This is a genomic window from Pseudomonas sp. Q1 (assembly GCF_009935975.1).
In the GTDB taxonomy this organism is placed as follows: Bacteria; Pseudomonadota; Gammaproteobacteria; order Pseudomonadales; family Pseudomonadaceae; genus Aquipseudomonas; species Aquipseudomonas palleroniana.
Window position 1 is genome coordinate 40,265 of sequence record NZ_QODI01000015.1, and the last position, 17,927, is coordinate 58,191.

Here is a 17,927-nt window from a genome sequence, read left to right on the forward strand (position 1 = left end):
ATGAAAACGCCGCCTCCTAGCCCTTGGCGACGCTTTTCGCTACCCTTGATCCTTTGATCGATACAGCCCACACGGTATCGACCGCTCATCGCTTTAGGAAGGCTGCATGTCCACCCCCACAGTTCGCGAACAATTCCTTGTTATCAGTGCCCTCGGCGCCAACCCCATGGAGCTGACCAACGTCCTGTGCCGCGCCAGCCATGAGAACCGCTGCGCCGTCGTGACCTCCCGCCTGACCCGCCACGGCGAGTGCAGCGCGCTGGTCCTGCAGATTTCCGGCACCTGGGATGCCCTGGCGCGCCTGGAGACCGGCTTGCCGGGCCTGGCCAAGAAGCACGACTTCACCGTCAACGTGGTACGCAGTGCCGCGCTGGAGAATCGCCCTCAGGCGCTGCCTTATGTGGCGTATGTCAGCTCGGCTTATCGCTCGGACATCGTCAACGAGCTGTGCCAGTTCTTCATCGATCATAACGTCGAGCTGGAGAACCTGACCTGTGATACCTATCAGGCGCCCCAAACCGGCGGCACCATGCTCAACGCGACGTTCACCGTGACCCTGCCGGCCGGCGTGCAGATCAGTTGGCTGCGCGACCAGTTCCTGGATTTCGCCGACGCCCTGAACCTTGACGCCCTGATCGAACCATGGCGCCCTCAGAATCCAATGTAAGGAAGTCCTCATGCCGGTAGCCATCGACACACCCGTGACCGATTTCGAAGCCCAGGCCACCAGCGGCCAGACCTTCAGCCTCGCGGCCCTCAAGGGCAAGCAAGTGGTGATCTACTTCTACCCCAAGGACAGCACCCCGGGCTGCACCACTGAAGGCCAGGGTTTCCGTGACCAGTACGCAGCCTTCCAGGCCGCCAACACCGAAGTCTTTGGCGTGTCGCGTGACAGCGTGAAGTCCCACGAGAACTTCAAGGGCAAGCAGGCGTTCCCGTTCGAGCTGATCAGCGACAAGGACGAAGCAGTTTGCCAGCTGTTTGACGTGATCAAGTTGAAGAAGCTGTACGGCAAGGAATACCTGGGCGTGGATCGCAGCACCTTCCTGATCGACAGCGAAGGGGTGCTGCGCCAGGAATGGCGTGGTGTAAAAGTGCCAGGTCACGTGGATACCGTCCTGGCTGCGGCACAAGCCTTGAACAAGCACTGATTGTAGTGAGCGGGCTTGCCCCGCGCTGGGCGGCAAAGCCGCCCCAACACGGACGCCGCGGTGTTTCAGACAGACCGAGGCGCCTGGGTTTGGGGCGGCTTTGCCGCCCAGCGCGGGGCAAGCCCGCTCACTACAATAGCGGTGCAACTATAGGTTCCTGTCGCGGCCACGCGTCGAGCACCGCCTTGAACAGCGTCGCCAGGGGAATCGCGAAGAACACGCCCCAGAATCCCCACAACCCACCGAACAACAACACCGCGCAGATGATCGCCACCGGGTGCAGGTTGACGGCTTCCGAGAACAGCAGCGGCACCAGCACATTGCCATCCAGGGTCTGGATGATGCCGTACACCGCCATCAGGTAGATGAACTGGTCGCTCCACCCCCACTGGAACAAGGCGATCAACGTCACCGGCACCGTCACCACCACTGCGCCGACATATGGCACTACTACAGACACGCCCACCAGCAGTGCCAGTAACGCCGCATAGTTGAGCCCGAGGACCACAAAGGCGATGTAGGTGACGCCCCCACAGATAACGATCTCAATCACCTTGCCGCGAATGTAGTTGGCAATCTGACGGTTCATCTCTTCGGCCACTCGGGTAATCAGCGCCCTTTCACGCGGCAGGTAACCGCGGACCCAGCGGCCGATCATCTCGCGGTCCTTGAGGAAGAAAAACACCAGGATCGGCACCAGCACCAGATAGATCATGATGTTGACCAACAACGGCAGGCTGGACAGAGAAAAGGTCAGCGCCCACTGCCCGAATTTTCCGATCTCGCCGCGCGCCAGTTCAATGGCCTGCACCACCTGCTCATCCGACACCAGATGCGGATAGCGTTCAGGCAACATCAGCAACAACGACTGCCACTTGGCCAACATCCCCGGCAACTCGTTGAACAGGGTGATCAACTGGTGCCACAGCAGCGGCAGCACCACCACGATGAATACCACCAGCAAGCCCATGAACAGGGCAAACACCAACCCCACCGCCACACCACCCGGTAAGCGCAAACGTTCCAGGGTGTTGACCAACCCTTGCATCAGGTACGCCAGCACCATCCCTGCCAGTACCGGCGCCAGCATGCCACCCAAAGTGAGCACCGCCGTAAAAGCCAGGAACAGCAGGACCGCCAGCACCACGGCCTCTTCATCGGAAAAGTAGCGCTGGATCCAGTCTCGTAACACTTTGAACATCAATCAACCTCGGATGATGGGGCGAACGATTCAGGCCTTTCGTAGCCAGTAACAGTACACCCCGGCGGCATCTTCTTCGTGCAGCAGGGTGTGACCGGCCAACTTGGCAAAGGTCCGGAAATCGCGCTGGGAGCCGGCATCCGTGGCGATCACCTTGAGTACTGCGCCACTGGCCAATCGATTGAGTTCCAACTTGGCCTTGAGCAGGGGCAACGGGCAATTCAGGCCGCTGGCATCAAGCTCCGCATCAAAGGCTACAGCGTCGGTCATGGTTTTACTCCGGACAAGCGTTGGGCTGCTTAGAATATCTGGTCCGAAGCTCAGTGTCCGGCTACAGTAGACTCTTTGTCGAAAGGCTTTGTGCATGACTTTTTTGCGCCCTACCCTGCTGACGCTGGCTTGCCTGCTGGCCTCTCCAGGCTTCGCTGACGACCTGCCGTCACTTGGCGACGCCAGTTCTGCCATTGTCTCGCCACAACAGGAATACCAACTGGGCCGCGCCTGGCTTGCCTACTTACGCGGCCAGGTGTCGCAGCTCAATGACCCGCAGCTCAAAGACTACGTCGAAACCAGCGTGTACAAACTGGTGGAGACCAGCCAGGTCAATGATCGGCGCCTGGAATTCATCCTGATCAACAGTCCGCAACTCAACGCCTTTGCCGCGCCCGGCGGGATTGTCGGGGTCAACGGCGGCCTGTTTCTCAATGCCCAGACCGAAGGTGAGTACGCCTCGGTATTGGCACACGAACTGGCTCACTTGTCCCAACGTCACTTTGCACGGGGCGTGGAAGCACAGTCGCGCATGCAGCTCCCGATGATGGCCGCCCTGCTCGGCGGCATCATCGCCGCGGCGGCAGGCGCAGGTGACGCCGGCATTGCCGCCATTGCCGGCAGCCAGGCGGCGGCTATCCAGGAGCAGCGCCGGTTCTCGCGCCAGAATGAACAGGAGGCTGACCGGATCGGCATCCTCAACCTGGAAAAAGCCGGGTACGACCCGCGCTCCATGCCCACCATGTTCGAACGGCTGATGCGCCAATACCGCTTCGACGCCAAGCCACCGGAGTTCCTGCTGACTCACCCGGTTACCGAATCACGGATTGCCGACACCCGCAACCGCGCCGAACAAGCCAAACCCGGCGGCAAGGAAGACAGCCTGCGCTATCAACTGATCCGCGCGCGCGTACAACTGCAATATGAAGACACCCCAGGCCTGGCCGCCAAGCGGTTCCAGGCACAACTGGACGAAAACCCGAAAAACGACGTGGCACGCTATGGCCTGGCCATTGCCCAGATCAAGGGTACCCAGCTCAAGGCGGCCCGAGAAAACCTGGCACCGCTGCTGGCCAAAGCCCCCAATGACATCACCTACAACCTGGCGCAGATCGAGTTGGACATCACCAACAATCGCCTGCCGGATGCCCAGCAACGCACGGACCGGATGCTCACCCAATACCCCGGCAACTATCCGCTGAATCAGGTGCGCGTGGACTTGCTGCTCAAGCAGAACCGTACCGCAGATGCGGAGAAAGCCCTGGACGGTTTGCTCAAATCCCGACCCGATGACCCGGATGTCTGGTACCAGGTCGCCGAGACCCGCGGTTTGTCCGGCAACATCATCGGTTTGCATCAGGCCCGCGCCGAGTACTTTGCCTTGGTGGGTGACTTCCAGCAGGCCATTCAACAGCTGGACTTTGCCAAGCGCCGGGCAGGCAACAACTTCCCGCTGTCCTCGCGTATCGATGCACGCCAACGTGAATTGATTGAACAGGAACGTCTGGTGAAAGGGATGATGGGCTAAATCCATCGCCCACAAAAAAGCCCCGCCTTCGTTAAACGAAGGCGGGGCTTTTTAATAGGCTAGAGCCTTACTCAGCCAGCTTGAACGTGATGAAACTCGCACGCCCCTGACGCAGCACACGCATCGACACCGAGCGATTCTTCGGCAACGCCTTGGCGATGTCGGCGAACTCCTTGGTGGAGTTGATCGCCTGATTGTTCAGGTGGGTGATCACATCCCCCGGCTGCAGGCCGATCAAGGCGGCTGGGCCGTCCTGGACTTCCTTGATCACCACGCCACCCTTCAGGTCGAAGCTCTTCTTCTGCTCAGCGGTCAGCTCAACCACCGCAATACCCAGGCGGTTGCTGCTGCGCTCAACGCCTGGCTTGGCGTTGCCCAGCGCATCGAGGGCGGCGCCTTCTTCAGGGATAGCCCCTACGGTCAGCTCGACGTTTTGACGCTTGCCATCACGGATCACTTCCAACTTGGCCTTGCTGCCGGCTTTCAGAGCACCGACCAGGTGCGGCAAATCGGCGGACATGATGATCGGCTGGCCGTTCATGCTCAGGATCACGTCGCCAACTTGCAGGCCGCCTTTGGCAGCCGGGCCGTCGTCCTGAATCTGTGCGACCAGGGCACCGGCCGGCTTCTCGAGGCCGAAGGATTCAGCCAGGTCTTTGTTCACCTCCTGGATCACGACACCCAACCAGCCGCGGCTGACTTTGCCACCGCTCTTGAGCTGGTTGGAAACGTCCATGGCAACATCGATCGGGATCGCGAAGGATACGCCCATGAAGCCACCGGAGCGGGTATAGATCTGCGAGTTGATACCCACCACCTCGCCCGCCAGATTGAACAACGGACCACCGGAGTTACCTGGGTTGATCGGCACATCGGTCTGGATGAACGGCACGTAGTTTTCGTTCGGCAGGCTGCGGCCAATGGCACTGACGATGCCTTGGGTGACGGTATGGTCAAAGCCGAATGGCGAACCGATTGCCACGACCCACTGCCCGGCTTTCAAGTCCTGGGATTTACCCAGTTTCAGTACCGGTAAATCCTTGCCATCGATTTTCAGCAAGGCCACATCCGAGCGCGGGTCCGTGCCGACCAGCTTGGCTTTCAATTCACTGCGGTCGGCCAGGCGCACGAGGATCTCGTCAGCATCGGCAATCACATGATTGTTGGTGAGGATGTAGCCATCGGGCGAAATGATGAAACCCGACCCCAGGGACTGCGCTTCGCGCTGGCCACCGCCGCCTCCACGTGGGGAGCGCTGTTGCGGCATACCCCGTTCGAAGAACTCGCGCAGCATCGGCGGCAGCCCTTCGAGGTCCGGCATCTGCTGGTTCGAGACTTTGCGCTCGGGCAGTTTCTGCGTGGTACTGATGTTCACCACGGCAGGCGAGGCCTGCTCCACCAACTGGGTGAAGTCAGGCAGTTCGGCCGCTTGCGCGGACACAGCCTGACCCAGCACCAGCACCGTGGCGACTATGGATAAGTAAGACTTCAAACGTGGTATCGACATACAGCTCCCGTTACGACGAGCAGGGTTGAGCGACAGGGTTCAAGAAACACCGAAAACTACGATCGGCATCTTTGTTCCGCGAACAAAACAAGGCCGGAGCCGACAAGCCCTGACCTATAAAAAACATGGGGATTTTTTGCAAGTGAAAATAACGAACCAGACATTTCATGCTCTCAATACCCAACCAAGCAGAGGCTCACATTGGAAGGTCAGGATGAACATAGGATTAACAACTCATGGCTGGGTGGCAACCTTTTCACCGCGCACCGACAGCGCGATGCGTTCGGCGGTGCCGATGGGGATTTCGCCGACAACCGTCACCATCATCTCGCCGTCCACCGTGTTCAGGCGCCGCGACACCGCAACCGTAGGCCCCAGTTGAGTGCGGGTTTCCGTCACGCTCGCTCCGTCTGTCGACTCGAGAAACACCGAGAAGCGTGCAAGGCCGTCGCTATACATCCAACTGTCGACAGTAGATTGGGTTTGGCTATCTCGGCGTGCGTTACTGCTGATGGGCTCAAAACCAGGCGGCAGCCAGTTCAGGTGCCATGCCTGATCGGCAGGTACTTCTGGCGCGTTGTTGTTGGAAACGGCGACGGCTTTACATTCGCCGCTGGGCTGCAGATCGCGATCAGAAAGCGCGACCGACGTATTCAGGCGGGTGAATTGAAAACGTTCCAACAACTGCCCCTGATCGTTGAGTAACAACGATTTGAGTGGCAATGCCGTTTCGCGATCCAGATGCAACTCGAAGCCATATCGGTATTGGTCTCGAGGGGTGATCGAGACAATCACCGCATTACGACCGGCCACACGGGATTTCCCGATAACGGACAGTTCATAAAAGGGAGTGAGCTTTTGGGGATCAAGAACACGCGCGGCCGAGGCATCACGCGAATTCCCAAGGCCTGCGACGAGTGTGCCGCTGACGCATTGAGTACGACCATCTATCCGTACGACTTCCTGGGCAGAACCGTCGAGCTGGAGTAATCGCTCACGAACCTGACCATTCTGGACACGATGCCAGATGTCATGGGTAGAAAAACTGCCATTACGTTCGTAGACGAACGTACCTTCGAAGCTTTGTTGCTGCTCTGCACGCCCAAGTCGAGTCAGCCAGTCTTGGGCTTCGTCGGCATGGGCGGATAGTGCAAACCAGCTACTGAGCAAAAGCGTGAGGAGCGGTATGGCGCGCATAGTGCTCCTCAGCGATTCAACGGTTTTCCAGGCTTGCAGCACGTGCATAAGGCAGAGCGCTTTCAGTACCTTTCAAGGCCGACTCCTGTGCGTGTTGACGCAGGTAGCCTGGAAGGCGCTGATCCTGCCAGCCGGATTGCCCTTGCAGTACGCCATTGGCCATTGGGCCGGTGGTGTCAGAGCTTTCCTTGTAGCCGGCCAGTACAGCCGGGCCCTTGACTTGCGGACCAGCCATGACCGGCTGCTGAACCTGTTGGGCCAGCTCGTTACCGGCAATTTCGTCCTGGTTGTACAGGCGAACACCCGCCAATACGGCAACAGTCACCGAAGCAGCAACCGCCAGGCGACCCAGGCTACGCCATGGACCACGAGCAGCTTTTGCCGGAACGGCTTCATCGGCCAGCGCAGCAGAAACGGCCGCAGCAATATCCAAACGAGGGATTAGTAGATCCTTGTGCATCACCGCCCGAGCGACTTGGTAACGAGACCAGGTATCACGGGTTTCGGCATCATCAAATGCGTTGAGCACTCGACGAAGTTCCAGTTCATCCGCTTCGTTATCCATCACTGCGGACAGCGATTCCTGCAGGGCATCACGACTCATGGCGGTTCCTCTCTTGGCTGTCGCCGCTGTCTTTAGTTTTCCTGCAACAACGGTTGCAAGGCTTTGTCGATGGCTTCCCGGGCCCGGAAAATCCGTGACCTTACAGTCCCCACCGGACATTGCATGACGCTCGCAATGTCTTCGTAACTCAGACCATCGAATTCACGTAAAGTTAACGCGGTACGCAAATCTTCCGGCAGTTGCTGAATTGTGCGATGAACGGTGCCTTCGATTTCGTCGCGCAGCAATGAACGCTCCGGCGACTCGAGATCCTTGAGGCCATGATCACCATCGTAAAATTCAGCATCTTCTGAACTTACATCACTATCGGGTGGGCGGCGGCCGCGAGACACCAGATAGTTCTTCGCCGTGTTAATGGCGATGCGATATAGCCACGTGTAAAACGCACTATCACCGCGGAAATTGCCTAGTGCACGATATGCCTTGATAAAGGCTTCCTGTGCTACATCCTGCGCCTCATGGGTGTCGTGCACGAATCGCACGATCAACCCGAGAATTTTGTGCTGGTATTTCAGCACTAGCAGATCAAATGCACGCTTGTCACCGCGCTGAACGCGCTCGACCAGCTGCTGATCCTCTTCCTGGGTTAGCATGAACACTCCTCGTTGTACTTGAAGGAGGCTTGCATAACTAAATGACCAGGCTTGCAAACATAGACTCGGGCTTTTCGCAAAAGTTCTCCCCTTTCAAGCAAGTTTCCGGCGCGCACTGTTTTGGCACACACGAAAAACGCAGCTCGGGCAACGCCGGCTGCGCGAATAATCTTGTCGTCGGCTTCCTGACGCGTCCAATGCTCCCGACGGGCCAATAAACTCAACGTTTTCCCAGCTTTCGGGCAACCTGCTATTGAGTCGGGACTGCTGCAAAAAGTTCCCCCCTCCAATAACCGGCTCATTTCACCCGACTGATGCACGGCAATCTCATATTGCCACGAATGCCCGACTATTGTGCCGCTCCCCCCCTCTATATACTAGTGGCCCGTGTGACCCTTTGATTCGCCGATCCAGGCGTCCTGTTTGCGCCAGCCTTTCGGATCGCTTTTTGCGGAATCCTTCCAATGAGCCAACAGTTTCAACACGATGTCCTGGTGATCGGTAGCGGCGCGGCCGGCTTGAGCCTTGCGCTGACCCTTCCCAGCCATTTGCGCATTGCCGTACTGAGCAAGGGCGACCTGGCCAACGGCTCGACCTTCTGGGCCCAGGGCGGGGTCGCCGCCGTGCTGGACGACACCGACACGGTGCAATCCCACGTTGAGGACACCCTGAATGCCGGCGGTGGCCTGTGCAATGAAGACGCGGTGCGCTTTACCGTCGAACATAGCCGCGAAGCCATTCAATGGTTGATCGACCAAGGGGTGCCGTTCACGCGTGACGAGCAGGCGGGCAACGATGATGGCGGATTCGAGTTCCACCTGACCCGTGAAGGCGGCCACAGCCATCGCCGCATCATCCACGCCGCCGATGCCACCGGTGCCGCGATCTTCAAGACCTTGCTCGAACAAGCCCGACAACGCCCCAACATTGAATTGCTGGAACAACGCGTCGCCGTCGACCTGATCACCGAAAAACGCCTGGGCCTGGACGGCGAACGTTGCCTCGGCGCCTACGTGCTCAACCGCGCCAGCGGCGAAGTCGATACCTACGGCGCACGCTTCACCATCCTCGCATCCGGTGGTGCAGCCAAGGTCTACCTCTACACCAGCAACCCCGACGGAGCCTGCGGCGATGGCATCGCCATGGCCTGGCGTTCCGGCTGCCGCGTGGCCAACCTGGAATTCAACCAATTCCACCCCACGTGCCTGTACCACCCGCAGGCCAAGAGTTTCCTGGTCACCGAAGCCCTGCGCGGTGAAGGTGCACACCTGAAGCTGCCCAATGGTGAGCGCTTCATGCAGCGCTTCGACCCACGCGCCGAACTGGCGCCACGGGATATCGTCGCCCGCGCCATCGACCATGAAATGAAGCGCCTGGGCATCGACTGCGTCTACTTGGACATCAGCCACAAACCCGAAGCCTTCATCAAGAGCCACTTCCCGACGGTCTACGAACGCTGCCTGACCTTCAATATCGACATCACCAAAGGCCCGATCCCGGTGGTGCCGGCGGCGCACTACACCTGTGGTGGCGTAATGGTCGACCAGCACGGGCGCACCGATGTACCGGGCCTGTATGCAATTGGCGAAACCAGCTTCACCGGCCTGCATGGCGCCAACCGCATGGCCAGTAACTCGCTGCTTGAGTGCTTTGTCTACGCGCGCTCGGCTGCGGCCGACATTCTTGAACAACTGCCATACATTCCAGTGCCCGCCGCCCTGCCCCGCTGGGACGCCAGCCAGGTCACCGATTCGGATGAAGACGTGATCATCGCCCACAACTGGGACGAATTGCGGCGCTTCATGTGGGACTACGTAGGGATCGTGCGCACCAATAAACGCCTGCAACGGGCGCAACACCGGGTGCGATTGTTGCTCGATGAGATCGACGAGTTCTACAGCAACTATAAGGTCAGCCGCGACCTGATCGAATTACGCAACCTGGCCCAGGTGGCGGAATTGATGATCCGCTCGGCCATGGAGCGCAAGGAAAGCCGGGGGTTGCATTACACCCTCGACTACCCCCAGATGCTACCCGAGGCCCGCGACACTATCCTGGTGCCAACCACCTACGGCGGCTGAACTTGAGGCGCACCCGCAGGCGCCGATGCACATCGGCAGCCTGCGAGTCCTTCGGCACACAGAGCGAACGCACGCGCCACTCACCCTGCACCCGATAACGCAGCACCACGATCCATGGCAATGCCAGGCTGTCGGGGCGCAGTTGCACGCTGTGCCAGCCGCGCTCATCACTGAACAGCTGCCAGCCCTCTTCATCCCGGCGCAGACCGCGAACCGACGAACGGTGAGTCAGCCGGATGTGGCGCGGTAGTGCCCAGGCGGCATGCGCCAGGCACAACAGCGTGCCAAGGCTTGAATAAGGAAGGTCGAGAACCAGCAGACTCCCCAGCGCGAGCAACTGGGCAAGCAGATATGCCGCCAGCAGCAGCCCAGAGGCCTGCCAGCGGCATTCGAAGCGATTACTTGGGCTGGACACGGTCCAGGATCATCCGGACCATGCGTTGCAGCTCCGGGTCTTCGGATTCGCTGCGCTCCATGAACCAGCCGAACATGTCCTGGTCTTCGCACGTCAACAGCCTGACGTAGAGGTCACGATCCACCTGATCGAGCGTCGCATAGACCTCTTTGGTGAACGGCACCAGCAACACATCCAACTCCAACATGCCGCGGCGGCTGTGCCAGTAGAGGCGATTGATTTCTACATCTTCGACCATGGAGCGCTCCTCAAATAGAGCGCAAGTATACAGGCCCGACGGCGGTGGAACAGTCGGCTTTGGTCGCCCCTTACGGAAACTATCCATTTGCCGGGCGCCCCTCTATGATGCACCCATGACTTTTTGACCTGCGATGACCCATGGCTGACTCTGCTTTTTTCTGCCCCTTGTCCCACGAAGGCGTTCTCGCCGTCCGCGGCGCCGACGCTGCCAAATTCCTGCAAGGGCAACTGACCTGCAACCTCAATTACCTGAGTGACACTCAAGCCAGCCTCGGCGCGCGCTGCACCCAGAAAGGGCGTATGCAGTCGAGCTTTCGCATCCTGCTGCAAGGCGATGGCGTGCTGCTGGCAATGGTCTGCGAATTGCTCGAGCCGCAACTGGCGGACCTGAAAAAGTACGCGGTGTTCTCCAAGTCCAAACTCACTGACGAAAGCGCCGCCTGGGCACGCTTTGGTCTGGCGGATGCGGATCAGGCCCTGGCCAGCCTCGGCCTTCAATTGCCTGGCGAGACCGACAGCGTCGTACGTACCGACTCGCTGATCGCCATCCGTGTGTCCCCCGGCCGCGCCGAACTCTGGGCCCCTGCCGAACAAGCCGAAGCCCTGCACGCGCAACTCAATGCACAGTTGAAGGAAGCCGGCTTGAATGACTGGCTGCTCGGCCAGATCCGCGCCGGCATCGGCCAGGTCATGCCGCAAACGCGCGAACTGTTCATTCCACAGATGCTCAACCTGCAGGCCGTAGGCGGCGTCAGCTTCAAGAAAGGTTGCTACACCGGCCAGGAAATCGTCGCCCGTATGCAATACCTGGGCAAGCTCAAGCGACGCCTGTATCGCCTGAGTCTCAACGCGGCCGAACTGCCGGAGCCCGGCACCCCGCTGTTCTCTCCCAGCCACAACAGTTCGATCGGCGAAGTGGTGATCGCGGCAAAAGCTGACTCATCCGTTGAACTTCTGGCGGTGTTGCAAGCCGAAGCTGCCGACAGCGGCGATGTGCACTTGGGCACCCTGGAAGGCCCTGGCCTGCAACTGCTCGACCTGCCTTACCCACTGGATCGCGATAAAGAGATCCAGCGTTAATCGCCGTACCTTTTTGCAGCACCCTAGAGAGCATGAATGAACAAGCTGGCGGAAAAAGTTCAACAGGCTTTGGTGAAGGCCATCGACAACGATGACCTGGTTCTGCCGACATTACCGGAAGTGGCCCTGAAGATTCGCCAAGCCGCGGAAGACCCGGATATCAGCATCAGCCACTTGAGCAAGGTGATCGGTCGCGATACCGCTTTGTCGGCGCGGCTGATCAAAGTGGTCAACAGCCCACTGTTGCGCGCAACCCAGGAAGTCACCGACCTGCATACCGCCATCACCCGGCTGGGCACCAACTACAGCAGCAACCTGGCCATCGGCCTGGTGATGGAGCAAATCTTCCACGCCCGCTCCGAAGTGGTCGAGCTGAAAATGCGTGAAGTCTGGCGGCGCAGCCTGGAAGTGGCAGGCGTCAGCTATGCCCTGTGCCGCCGCTTCAGCCAGTTGAAGCCGGACCAGGCAGCCCTTGGCGGGCTGGTCCACCAGATCGGCGTGCTGCCGATCCTCACCTATGCCGAAGACCACTACGAACTGCTCTCGGACCCGGTCAGCCTGAATCACGTCATCGACAGCATTCACCCGGTGCTCGGGAACAAACTGCTGCGCGTCTGGGATTTCCCGGAGATGCTGGCCAACCTGCCGGTGCAATACCTGGACCTGGAGCGTGACTCGGCGAAGCTGGACTACATCGACCTGGTACAGATCGCCAACCTGTATTGCCACCGAGGCACCGGCCACCCGTTGGCGAACGTACCGGTATCGACATTGCCGTCCGCCAGGAAACTGCGCACAGATCTCTACAGCGATGCCCTTCTGACAGAGCTGGATGAAGCACGCTCGATGTTTTACTGATCACCCCGCGATAAAACTCACCCGCACTTTCAACCCCGCCGATTCACCGTCGTGCAAACTGATCTGCGCCAGATGCGCCCGGCAGATCTCCCCCACAATCGCCAACCCCAGTCCCGAACCCACGCCCTGCTGGCTACGGCGGTAGAAACGTTCGAAAACCCGGTCCCGCTCATCCAGCGGGATACCTGGCCCATCATCCTCGACCTCCAGCACGGCCGGGGCCATGACCCGCAGGATCACATTGCCGCCAGGCGGGGTGTGGGCGAGTGCGTTATCCACCAGGTTGCTCAGCAGTTCATTCAACAACGTCGGCTCGCCGCGCAGCCACACCGGTTCATCGGCTTCCAGGGCCAGGGCGACACCCCGCGCATGGGCCAGCGGCGCCATGGCCATGCCCAGTTCCCGCGCCAGTTGGCTGAGGTCGAGTAGCTGCGCACCACCCTCGGCAATCGCCCGGGCGCCGTTTTCGATGCGCGCCAGGGACAACAATTGATTGGCCAAGTGCGTCAGGCGGTCGGTGCCCTGGGCCGCCGTCTCCAGGGTGCTGCGCCAGGTGCCGGGGTCTTCGGCACGCAGGCCCAGTTCCAGCCGAGCCTTCAATGCGGCCAACGGGGTACGTAACTCGTGGGAGGCGTCGGCAATGAACTGCGCCTGGCGCTCGAACTGGCCGCGCAGACGTTCGGTGAAGTGGTTGATGGAACGCACCAGAGGGCCAAACTCATGCTGCACTTCCACCAACGGCAGCGGCCGCAAGTCGTCGGGCTGACGCTCCTCCACCGCCGTACGCAGGCGCTCCAGCGGGCGCAGCGCCGCGCTCACGGCAAACCACACCAACAGCAACGCGCCGATGGCCAGCATGCCCAAGCGCAGCAAGGTGTCGGCCATCAGGCTACGCGCCATGGCGACGCGCGCCTCCTGCGTCTCGGCGACGCGAATTTCCGCCATGCCGTTCATATTCGGTTCGGAGACCGCCTTGAGCAGGCTCACCACCCGCACGGACTGACCCTGATACTTGGCGTCATAGAAGCGCGCCAGGGCCGGGTAATCATCGGTACGCGGTGTGCCGGGCGGCGGGCCTGGCAGGTTTTCGTAGCCCGAGATCAGCTTCTGATCGATGTCATTGACCTGGTAATAAATGCGCCCGGCACTGTCATAGGCGAAGGTATCCAGGGCCACATACGGCACATTGGCACTGAGGGTGCCATCGACCTGGGTCAAACCGGCGGCGATCGTCCGCGCCGAGGCCAGCAGCGTACGGTCATAGGCGGTGTCGGCGGCTTCGCGTCCATTCCAGTAAGCGCTCATGCCGCTGGCGAGCATCAACACCACCAGCAGCAGCGCCAGGTTCCACAGCAGCCGCCAACGCAGGCTGCTGGGCTTATGCATCACGCGCTTCCAGCAAGTACCCCAGGCCGCGGAATGTCACGATGGCGATGGGCTGCCCATCAAGCTTCTTGCGCAGGCGATGCACGTAGATTTCGATCGCATCGGGGCTGGCCTCCTCATCCAGGCCGAACACCTGGGAAGCCAGTTGCTCCTTGCTCATCACACGACCCGGGCGCGCAATCAAAGCCTCCAGGACCGCTTGCTCGCGAGAGGTCAACGTCATCAATTCGCCCCCCACCGTGAACCGTCGTGTATCCAGGTCGTAGACCAGCACACCGCAGGTCTGCTGGCGCTCGCCGCCGAGTACGCTGCGGCGCAACAGTGCCTTGACCCGCGCTTCCAGTTCCGTCAGTTCAAACGGCTTGGCGAGGTAGTCGTCGGCGCCCAGGTTCAGGCCATGCACGCGGTCCTTCACATCACTGCGCGCCGTCAGCATCAGCACCGGCAGGTTCTTGCCGCGTGCCCGCAAGCGTGCAAGCACCTCGAAACCATCCATGCGCGGCAGCCCGACATCGAGGACCAGCACCGCATACTCCTCGCTGCCCAAGGCCAGATCCGCAGCCACCCCATCGTGCAGCACATCGACGGTCAAGCCCGTGCTCTTGAGCGCCTGGGCGACACTTTCGGCGAGCTGCAGATGGTCTTCAACCAAGAGGACACGCATGGATTTTCACCTCATTCGGGCATGGTCGACGCCACGCTTTGCGAGGCAGTTTACAGACGCCGCCTGGCCTGTGAAGCCCGAAAACATTGAAAGACAACTGAAAGGTTAGTGAAAGGTTCGCCCTTTAGCATCCCGTTACGGTGGTCTATGCCCACCCCGTTGCCTGAGCGCAACGCTCGAAAAACGCCTCGAAGCGTTTTCGCCAAAATAAGAACAATAACGGAGTACACCCCCATGCTGTCGACACAGCCCCAGGCTCGCCCGCCTGTCCGGTTTTCCCGCCTGACCCACACCGCCCTCGCCAGTGCCGCTGCGCTTGCCGGCTTTGCGCCGCTTAGCCAGGCCGCCTTCTTCGAAGACAGCAGCGCGACCCTGGAAACCCGCAACATGTACTTCAACCGCGACTTTCGTGACGGCACCAGCGCGCAGCAATCCAAGCGTGACGAATGGGCCCAGGGCTTCATGCTCAACCTGCAATCGGGCTACACCGACGGCACTGTCGGGTTTGGCGTGGATGCGCTGGGCATGCTCGGGGTCAAGCTCGACTCCAGCCCCGACCGCACCGGCACCGGCCTGTTGCCCACCGACGACGGTCGTGCGGTCGACGAGTACAGCAAACTCGGCCTGACCGGCAAAGTGAAGATCTCCGCCACCGAACTGAAAATCGGCGCACTGATCCCCGAACTGCCGATCCTCAAGCCCAACGACGGCCGCATCCTGCCGCAGACGTTCAACGGCGGCCTGCTCACCTCGAAAGAATTCAAGAACCTGGTATTCACCGGTGGCCGCCTGGACAAAGCCAAGGACCGCGATTCCACCGACTACGAAGACATCGCCCTCAACAACAAGAACAGCCGTTTCGTCGGCGGCGCCACCGGCAAGCACTTCAACTTCGGCGGCGTCGACTACAAGTTCGCCGACAAAATCACCGGCAGTTACCACTTCGCCCAGCTCGATGACGTCTACCGCCAGCACTTCCTCGGCCTGGTGGCCTCGCGCCCGATGGGCCCGGGCACCTTTGGCGCCGACCTGCGCCTGGCCATCAGCGATGACACCGGTGCGTCCCGCGGCGGCAACATCGACAACACCTCCCTCAACGGCCTCTTCAGCTATGCCCTCAATGGCCATAAGCTCAGCGCCGGTTACCAGCACATGTCCGGCGACAGCGCCTTTCCTTATGTGGATGGCAGCGACCCGTACCTGGTCAACTTCGTACAGATCAACGACTTTGCCGGCGCCGAAGAACGCTCCTGGCAAGCGCGCTATGACTACGACTTCGCCAAACTGGGGATTCCCGGCCTGAGCTTCATGAGCCGCTACATCTCGGGCGACCACATCAGGCTCAAGAACGGCGAGACCGGCAAAGAGTGGGAACGCAACAGCGAGATCCGCTACGTGGTGCAAAGCGGCACGTTCAAGGACGTCGCCGTGCGCCTGCGCAATGCCACGTACCGTTCCAACTATTCGGCCCGTGATGCGGATGAAGTACGCCTGTTGGTCAGTTACAGCCTGGCGCTTTGGTAGTCAAACAAGCTCATAACAACAAAGACGGAGAGACCCATGACCTTTTCACTGCGTAAATTGGCCCTTGCCGCCGGCTGCATGCTGTTCGCCGGCCAGCTGCTGGCCGACGAACCCAAGCGCCCGGAATGCATCGCCCCGGCCTCCCCCGGCGGTGGGTTTGACCTGACCTGCAAACTGGCGCAAAGCGCGCTGGTCAACGAAAAACTGCTGAGCAAGCCGATGCGCGTGACCTACATGCCCGGCGGTGTGGGCGCGGTGGCCTACAACGCGGTGGTGGCCCAGCGCCCTGCGGATGCCGGCACGCTGGTCGCATGGTCCAGCGGTTCGCTGCTGAACCTCGCGCAAGGCAAGTTCGGGCGCTTCGATGAAAGCGCCGTGCGTTGGTTGGCGGCGGTCGGCACCAGCTATGGGGCTATCGCGGTGAAAGCCGATTCGCCCTACAAGAACCTCGACGATCTGGTCAAAGCCCTGAAGAAAGATCCGGGCAGCGTGGTCATCGGCTCCGGCGGCACCGTCGGCAGCCAGGACTGGATGCAAACTGCGCTCATCGCCAAGGCCGCCGGGATCAACCCGCGTGAGCTGCGCTATGTGGCGCTTGAAGGCGGCGGTGAAATCGCCACCGCCTTGCTCGGTGGCCACATTCAGGTGGGCAGTACCGACATTTCCGACTCCATGCCGCACATCCTGAGCGGCGACATGCGCCTGCTGGCGGTGTTCTCCGAGCAGCGCCTGGACGAGCCGGAAATGAAGAACATTCCGACCGCCAAAGAGCAAGGCTACGACATCGTCTGGCCGGTGGTGCGTGGCTTCTACCTCGGGCCAAAAGTCAGCGATGCCGACTACGCCTGGTGGAAGGATGCGTTCGACAAACTGCTGGCTTCCGAGGAGTTCGCCAAGCTGCGTGACCAGCGCGAGCTGTTCCCGTTCGCCATGACCGGCCCGGAGCTGGACACCTACGTGAAGAAACAGGTGGCTGACTACAAAGTGCTGGCCAAAGAGTTCGGCCTGATCCAGTAATCGCCCCTCTGTGGGAGCGGGCTTGCTCGCGAAAAACTTCAACGATGACGCGTGCTGCCTGGATACACGCGACGTCCTTGCGTTCTTTGTGAGCAAGTTGGCGCCGACAAGAGTTTCCAAGGAGTTTCCTATGCTCTTACAACGCATTTTCGCCTCGGTGATGCTGCTGGTCTGCGCGGGCCTCGCGCTGATGGCCTGGCCGTATCAGGCGTCGTTTTCCTACGAGCCGGTCGGGCCTCGCGCCTACCCGCTGTTGATGCTCGGGCTGATGAGCCTGGGCCTGCTCTACATGCTGTTTCGCCCACAGCCGACCAAGCACACGGAAGAAGAACCGGCGCTGGACCGTGAAACCCTGATCAAGATCGGCATCTGCGTGGTCTTGCTGCTGATCTTTGCCGGCACCTTCGAATCCCTGGGCTTCATCCTCAGCAGCATGTTGATCGGTATTCCGATGGCACGGCTGTATGGCGGCCGCTGGTTGCCCGGTGCGGTGATCATCACCTTGATGAGCGTCGGCCTTTATCTGCTGTTCGATAAAGCCATGGACGTACCGCTGCCCCTCGGCCTGCTCGACGTTCTGGAGAACTGAT

At 60.4% G+C, this 17,927-nt stretch carries 19 protein-coding genes; 9 read left to right on the forward strand and 10 right to left on the reverse strand.

The window, feature by feature from the left end; genetic code table 11:
- Window positions 1–106 precede the first annotated feature (106 nt).
- Window positions 107–667, forward strand: coding sequence for a glycine cleavage system protein R (locus DK870_RS22345; RefSeq protein ID WP_003172487.1), 561 nt, complete (start codon window positions 107–109; stop codon window positions 665–667).
- Between the two features lie 10 nt (window positions 668–677).
- Window positions 678–1,151, forward strand: coding sequence for a peroxiredoxin (locus tag DK870_RS22350; protein WP_161549702.1), 474 nt, complete (start codon window positions 678–680; stop codon window positions 1,149–1,151).
- Between the two features lie 130 nt (window positions 1,152–1,281).
- Here the strand turns inward: DK870_RS22350 and DK870_RS22355 are convergent, their stop codons facing one another.
- Together DK870_RS22355 and DK870_RS22360 are read right to left on the reverse strand one after the other, a co-directional pair.
- On the reverse strand, window positions 1,282–2,352 hold the full coding sequence (locus tag DK870_RS22355; protein ID WP_060753706.1) for an AI-2E family transporter: 1,071 nt from the start codon (window positions 2,350–2,352) through the stop codon (window positions 1,282–1,284).
- Window positions 2,353–2,382: 30 nt separating this feature from the next.
- Window positions 2,383–2,622 carry a sulfurtransferase TusA family protein gene (locus DK870_RS22360; protein WP_090366217.1) on the reverse strand — a complete coding sequence of 80 codons (240 nt, stop codon included), beginning with the start codon at window positions 2,620–2,622 and terminating at the stop codon, window positions 2,383–2,385.
- A 94-nt stretch (window positions 2,623–2,716) separates the two neighbouring features.
- Between DK870_RS22360 and DK870_RS22365 the strand changes: the two genes are divergently transcribed.
- Complete coding sequence (locus tag DK870_RS22365) at window positions 2,717–4,150, forward strand: M48 family metalloprotease (protein WP_060753708.1); 1,434 nt, start codon at window positions 2,717–2,719, stop codon at window positions 4,148–4,150.
- Window positions 4,151–4,217: 67 nt separating this feature from the next.
- Here the strand turns inward: DK870_RS22365 and DK870_RS22370 are convergent, their stop codons facing one another.
- The 4 genes from DK870_RS22370 to rpoE all read right to left on the reverse strand — a co-directional run bounded on the left by DK870_RS22370 (window position 4,218) and on the right by rpoE (window position 8,072).
- Window positions 4,218–5,657, reverse strand: a complete 1,440-nt coding sequence (locus tag DK870_RS22370; RefSeq protein WP_060753709.1) for a DegQ family serine endoprotease — start codon at window positions 5,655–5,657, stop codon at window positions 4,218–4,220.
- Between the two features lie 234 nt (window positions 5,658–5,891).
- Complete coding sequence (locus DK870_RS22375; RefSeq protein ID WP_060753710.1) at window positions 5,892–6,854, reverse strand: MucB/RseB C-terminal domain-containing protein; 963 nt, start codon at window positions 6,852–6,854, stop codon at window positions 5,892–5,894.
- Window positions 6,855–6,870: 16 nt separating this feature from the next.
- Window positions 6,871–7,458 carry a sigma-E factor negative regulatory protein gene (locus tag DK870_RS22380; protein ID WP_060753711.1) on the reverse strand — a complete coding sequence of 196 codons (588 nt, stop codon included), beginning with the start codon at window positions 7,456–7,458 and terminating at the stop codon, window positions 6,871–6,873.
- Between the two features lie 32 nt (window positions 7,459–7,490).
- On the reverse strand, window positions 7,491–8,072 hold the full coding sequence (rpoE, locus tag DK870_RS22385; protein WP_060753712.1) for an RNA polymerase sigma factor RpoE: 582 nt from the start codon (window positions 8,070–8,072) through the stop codon (window positions 7,491–7,493).
- Between the two features lie 464 nt (window positions 8,073–8,536).
- Between rpoE and nadB the strand changes: the two genes are divergently transcribed.
- Complete coding sequence (gene nadB / locus DK870_RS22390; protein WP_060753713.1) at window positions 8,537–10,153, forward strand: L-aspartate oxidase; 1,617 nt, start codon at window positions 8,537–8,539, stop codon at window positions 10,151–10,153.
- On the opposite strand, the gene DK870_RS22395 is transcribed toward nadB, so the two are convergent.
- Window positions 10,122–10,568 carry a protein YgfX gene (locus DK870_RS22395; RefSeq protein ID WP_161549703.1) on the reverse strand — a complete coding sequence of 149 codons (447 nt, stop codon included), beginning with the start codon at window positions 10,566–10,568 and terminating at the stop codon, window positions 10,122–10,124. The genes nadB and DK870_RS22395 overlap by 32 nt on opposite strands.
- Window positions 10,552–10,806 carry a succinate dehydrogenase assembly factor 2 gene (locus DK870_RS22400; protein ID WP_017255216.1) on the reverse strand — a complete coding sequence of 85 codons (255 nt, stop codon included), beginning with the start codon at window positions 10,804–10,806 and terminating at the stop codon, window positions 10,552–10,554. The genes DK870_RS22395 and DK870_RS22400 overlap by 17 nt, the downstream gene beginning before the upstream one ends.
- Before the next feature lie 140 nt (window positions 10,807–10,946).
- On the opposite strand from DK870_RS22400, the gene DK870_RS22405 reads away from it, so the two are divergent.
- Both DK870_RS22405 and DK870_RS22410 read left to right on the forward strand, forming a co-directional pair.
- Entirely contained in the window at window positions 10,947–11,888 is a 942-nt protein-coding gene (locus DK870_RS22405) for a folate-binding protein YgfZ (protein WP_060753715.1), read from the forward strand.
- Between the two features lie 36 nt (window positions 11,889–11,924).
- Window positions 11,925–12,746 (forward strand): HDOD domain-containing protein, encoded by an 822-nt coding sequence (locus tag DK870_RS22410; RefSeq protein WP_090366225.1) that lies wholly within the window; start codon window positions 11,925–11,927, stop codon window positions 12,744–12,746.
- On the opposite strand, the gene DK870_RS22415 is transcribed toward DK870_RS22410, so the two are convergent.
- Window positions 12,747–14,132, reverse strand: coding sequence for a sensor histidine kinase (locus tag DK870_RS22415; protein ID WP_161549704.1), 1,386 nt, complete (start codon window positions 14,130–14,132; stop codon window positions 12,747–12,749). It lies immediately after the preceding gene.
- Window positions 14,125–14,796 (reverse strand): response regulator, encoded by a 672-nt coding sequence (locus DK870_RS22420; protein ID WP_060753718.1) that lies wholly within the window; start codon window positions 14,794–14,796, stop codon window positions 14,125–14,127. Before DK870_RS22420 ends, DK870_RS22415 begins: the two co-directional genes overlap by 8 nt.
- A gap of 234 nt (window positions 14,797–15,030) precedes the next feature.
- On the opposite strand from DK870_RS22420, the gene DK870_RS22425 reads away from it, so the two are divergent.
- From DK870_RS22425 to DK870_RS22435, 3 genes are all read left to right on the forward strand, one after another.
- Complete coding sequence (locus DK870_RS22425; RefSeq protein WP_161549705.1) at window positions 15,031–16,320, forward strand: OprD family porin; 1,290 nt, start codon at window positions 15,031–15,033, stop codon at window positions 16,318–16,320.
- Between the two features lie 36 nt (window positions 16,321–16,356).
- Complete coding sequence (locus DK870_RS22430; RefSeq protein WP_104995783.1) at window positions 16,357–17,337, forward strand: tripartite tricarboxylate transporter substrate binding protein; 981 nt, start codon at window positions 16,357–16,359, stop codon at window positions 17,335–17,337.
- 130 nt (window positions 17,338–17,467) lie between these two features.
- On the forward strand, window positions 17,468–17,926 hold the full coding sequence (locus DK870_RS22435; protein ID WP_060753721.1) for a tripartite tricarboxylate transporter TctB family protein: 459 nt from the start codon (window positions 17,468–17,470) through the stop codon (window positions 17,924–17,926).
- Window position 17,927: the final 1 nt, after the last annotated feature.

What these genes read in the sequence shown, in the direction of transcription:
- rpoE (WP_060753712.1), bottom strand. Translation starts at nt 8,072, where the DNA reads ATGCTAACCCAGGAAGAGGATCAGCAGCTGGTCGAGCGCGTTCAGCGC.
- DK870_RS22400 (WP_017255216.1), bottom strand. Translation starts at nt 10,806, where the DNA reads ATGGTCGAAGATGTAGAAATCAATCGCCTCTACTGGCACAGCCGCCGC.
- nadB (WP_060753713.1), top strand. Translation starts at nt 8,537, where the DNA reads ATGAGCCAACAGTTTCAACACGATGTCCTGGTGATCGGTAGCGGCGCG.
- DK870_RS22360 (WP_090366217.1), bottom strand. Translation starts at nt 2,622, where the DNA reads ATGACCGACGCTGTAGCCTTTGATGCGGAGCTTGATGCCAGCGGCCTG.
- DK870_RS22345 (WP_003172487.1), top strand. Translation starts at nt 107, where the DNA reads ATGTCCACCCCCACAGTTCGCGAACAATTCCTTGTTATCAGTGCCCTC.
- DK870_RS22350 (WP_161549702.1), top strand. Translation starts at nt 678, where the DNA reads ATGCCGGTAGCCATCGACACACCCGTGACCGATTTCGAAGCCCAGGCC.
- DK870_RS22375 (WP_060753710.1), bottom strand. Translation starts at nt 6,854, where the DNA reads ATGCGCGCCATACCGCTCCTCACGCTTTTGCTCAGTAGCTGGTTTGCA.
- DK870_RS22415 (WP_161549704.1), bottom strand. Translation starts at nt 14,132, where the DNA reads ATGCATAAGCCCAGCAGCCTGCGTTGGCGGCTGCTGTGGAACCTGGCG.
- DK870_RS22370 (WP_060753709.1), bottom strand. Translation starts at nt 5,657, where the DNA reads ATGTCGATACCACGTTTGAAGTCTTACTTATCCATAGTCGCCACGGTG.
- DK870_RS22380 (WP_060753711.1), bottom strand. Translation starts at nt 7,458, where the DNA reads ATGAGTCGTGATGCCCTGCAGGAATCGCTGTCCGCAGTGATGGATAAC.
- DK870_RS22435 (WP_060753721.1), top strand. Translation starts at nt 17,468, where the DNA reads ATGCTCTTACAACGCATTTTCGCCTCGGTGATGCTGCTGGTCTGCGCG.
- DK870_RS22430 (WP_104995783.1), top strand. Translation starts at nt 16,357, where the DNA reads ATGACCTTTTCACTGCGTAAATTGGCCCTTGCCGCCGGCTGCATGCTG.
- DK870_RS22425 (WP_161549705.1), top strand. Translation starts at nt 15,031, where the DNA reads ATGCTGTCGACACAGCCCCAGGCTCGCCCGCCTGTCCGGTTTTCCCGC.
- DK870_RS22410 (WP_090366225.1), top strand. Translation starts at nt 11,925, where the DNA reads ATGAACAAGCTGGCGGAAAAAGTTCAACAGGCTTTGGTGAAGGCCATC.
- DK870_RS22365 (WP_060753708.1), top strand. Translation starts at nt 2,717, where the DNA reads ATGACTTTTTTGCGCCCTACCCTGCTGACGCTGGCTTGCCTGCTGGCC.
- DK870_RS22420 (WP_060753718.1), bottom strand. Translation starts at nt 14,796, where the DNA reads ATGCGTGTCCTCTTGGTTGAAGACCATCTGCAGCTCGCCGAAAGTGTC.
- DK870_RS22405 (WP_060753715.1), top strand. Translation starts at nt 10,947, where the DNA reads ATGGCTGACTCTGCTTTTTTCTGCCCCTTGTCCCACGAAGGCGTTCTC.
- DK870_RS22355 (WP_060753706.1), bottom strand. Translation starts at nt 2,352, where the DNA reads ATGTTCAAAGTGTTACGAGACTGGATCCAGCGCTACTTTTCCGATGAA.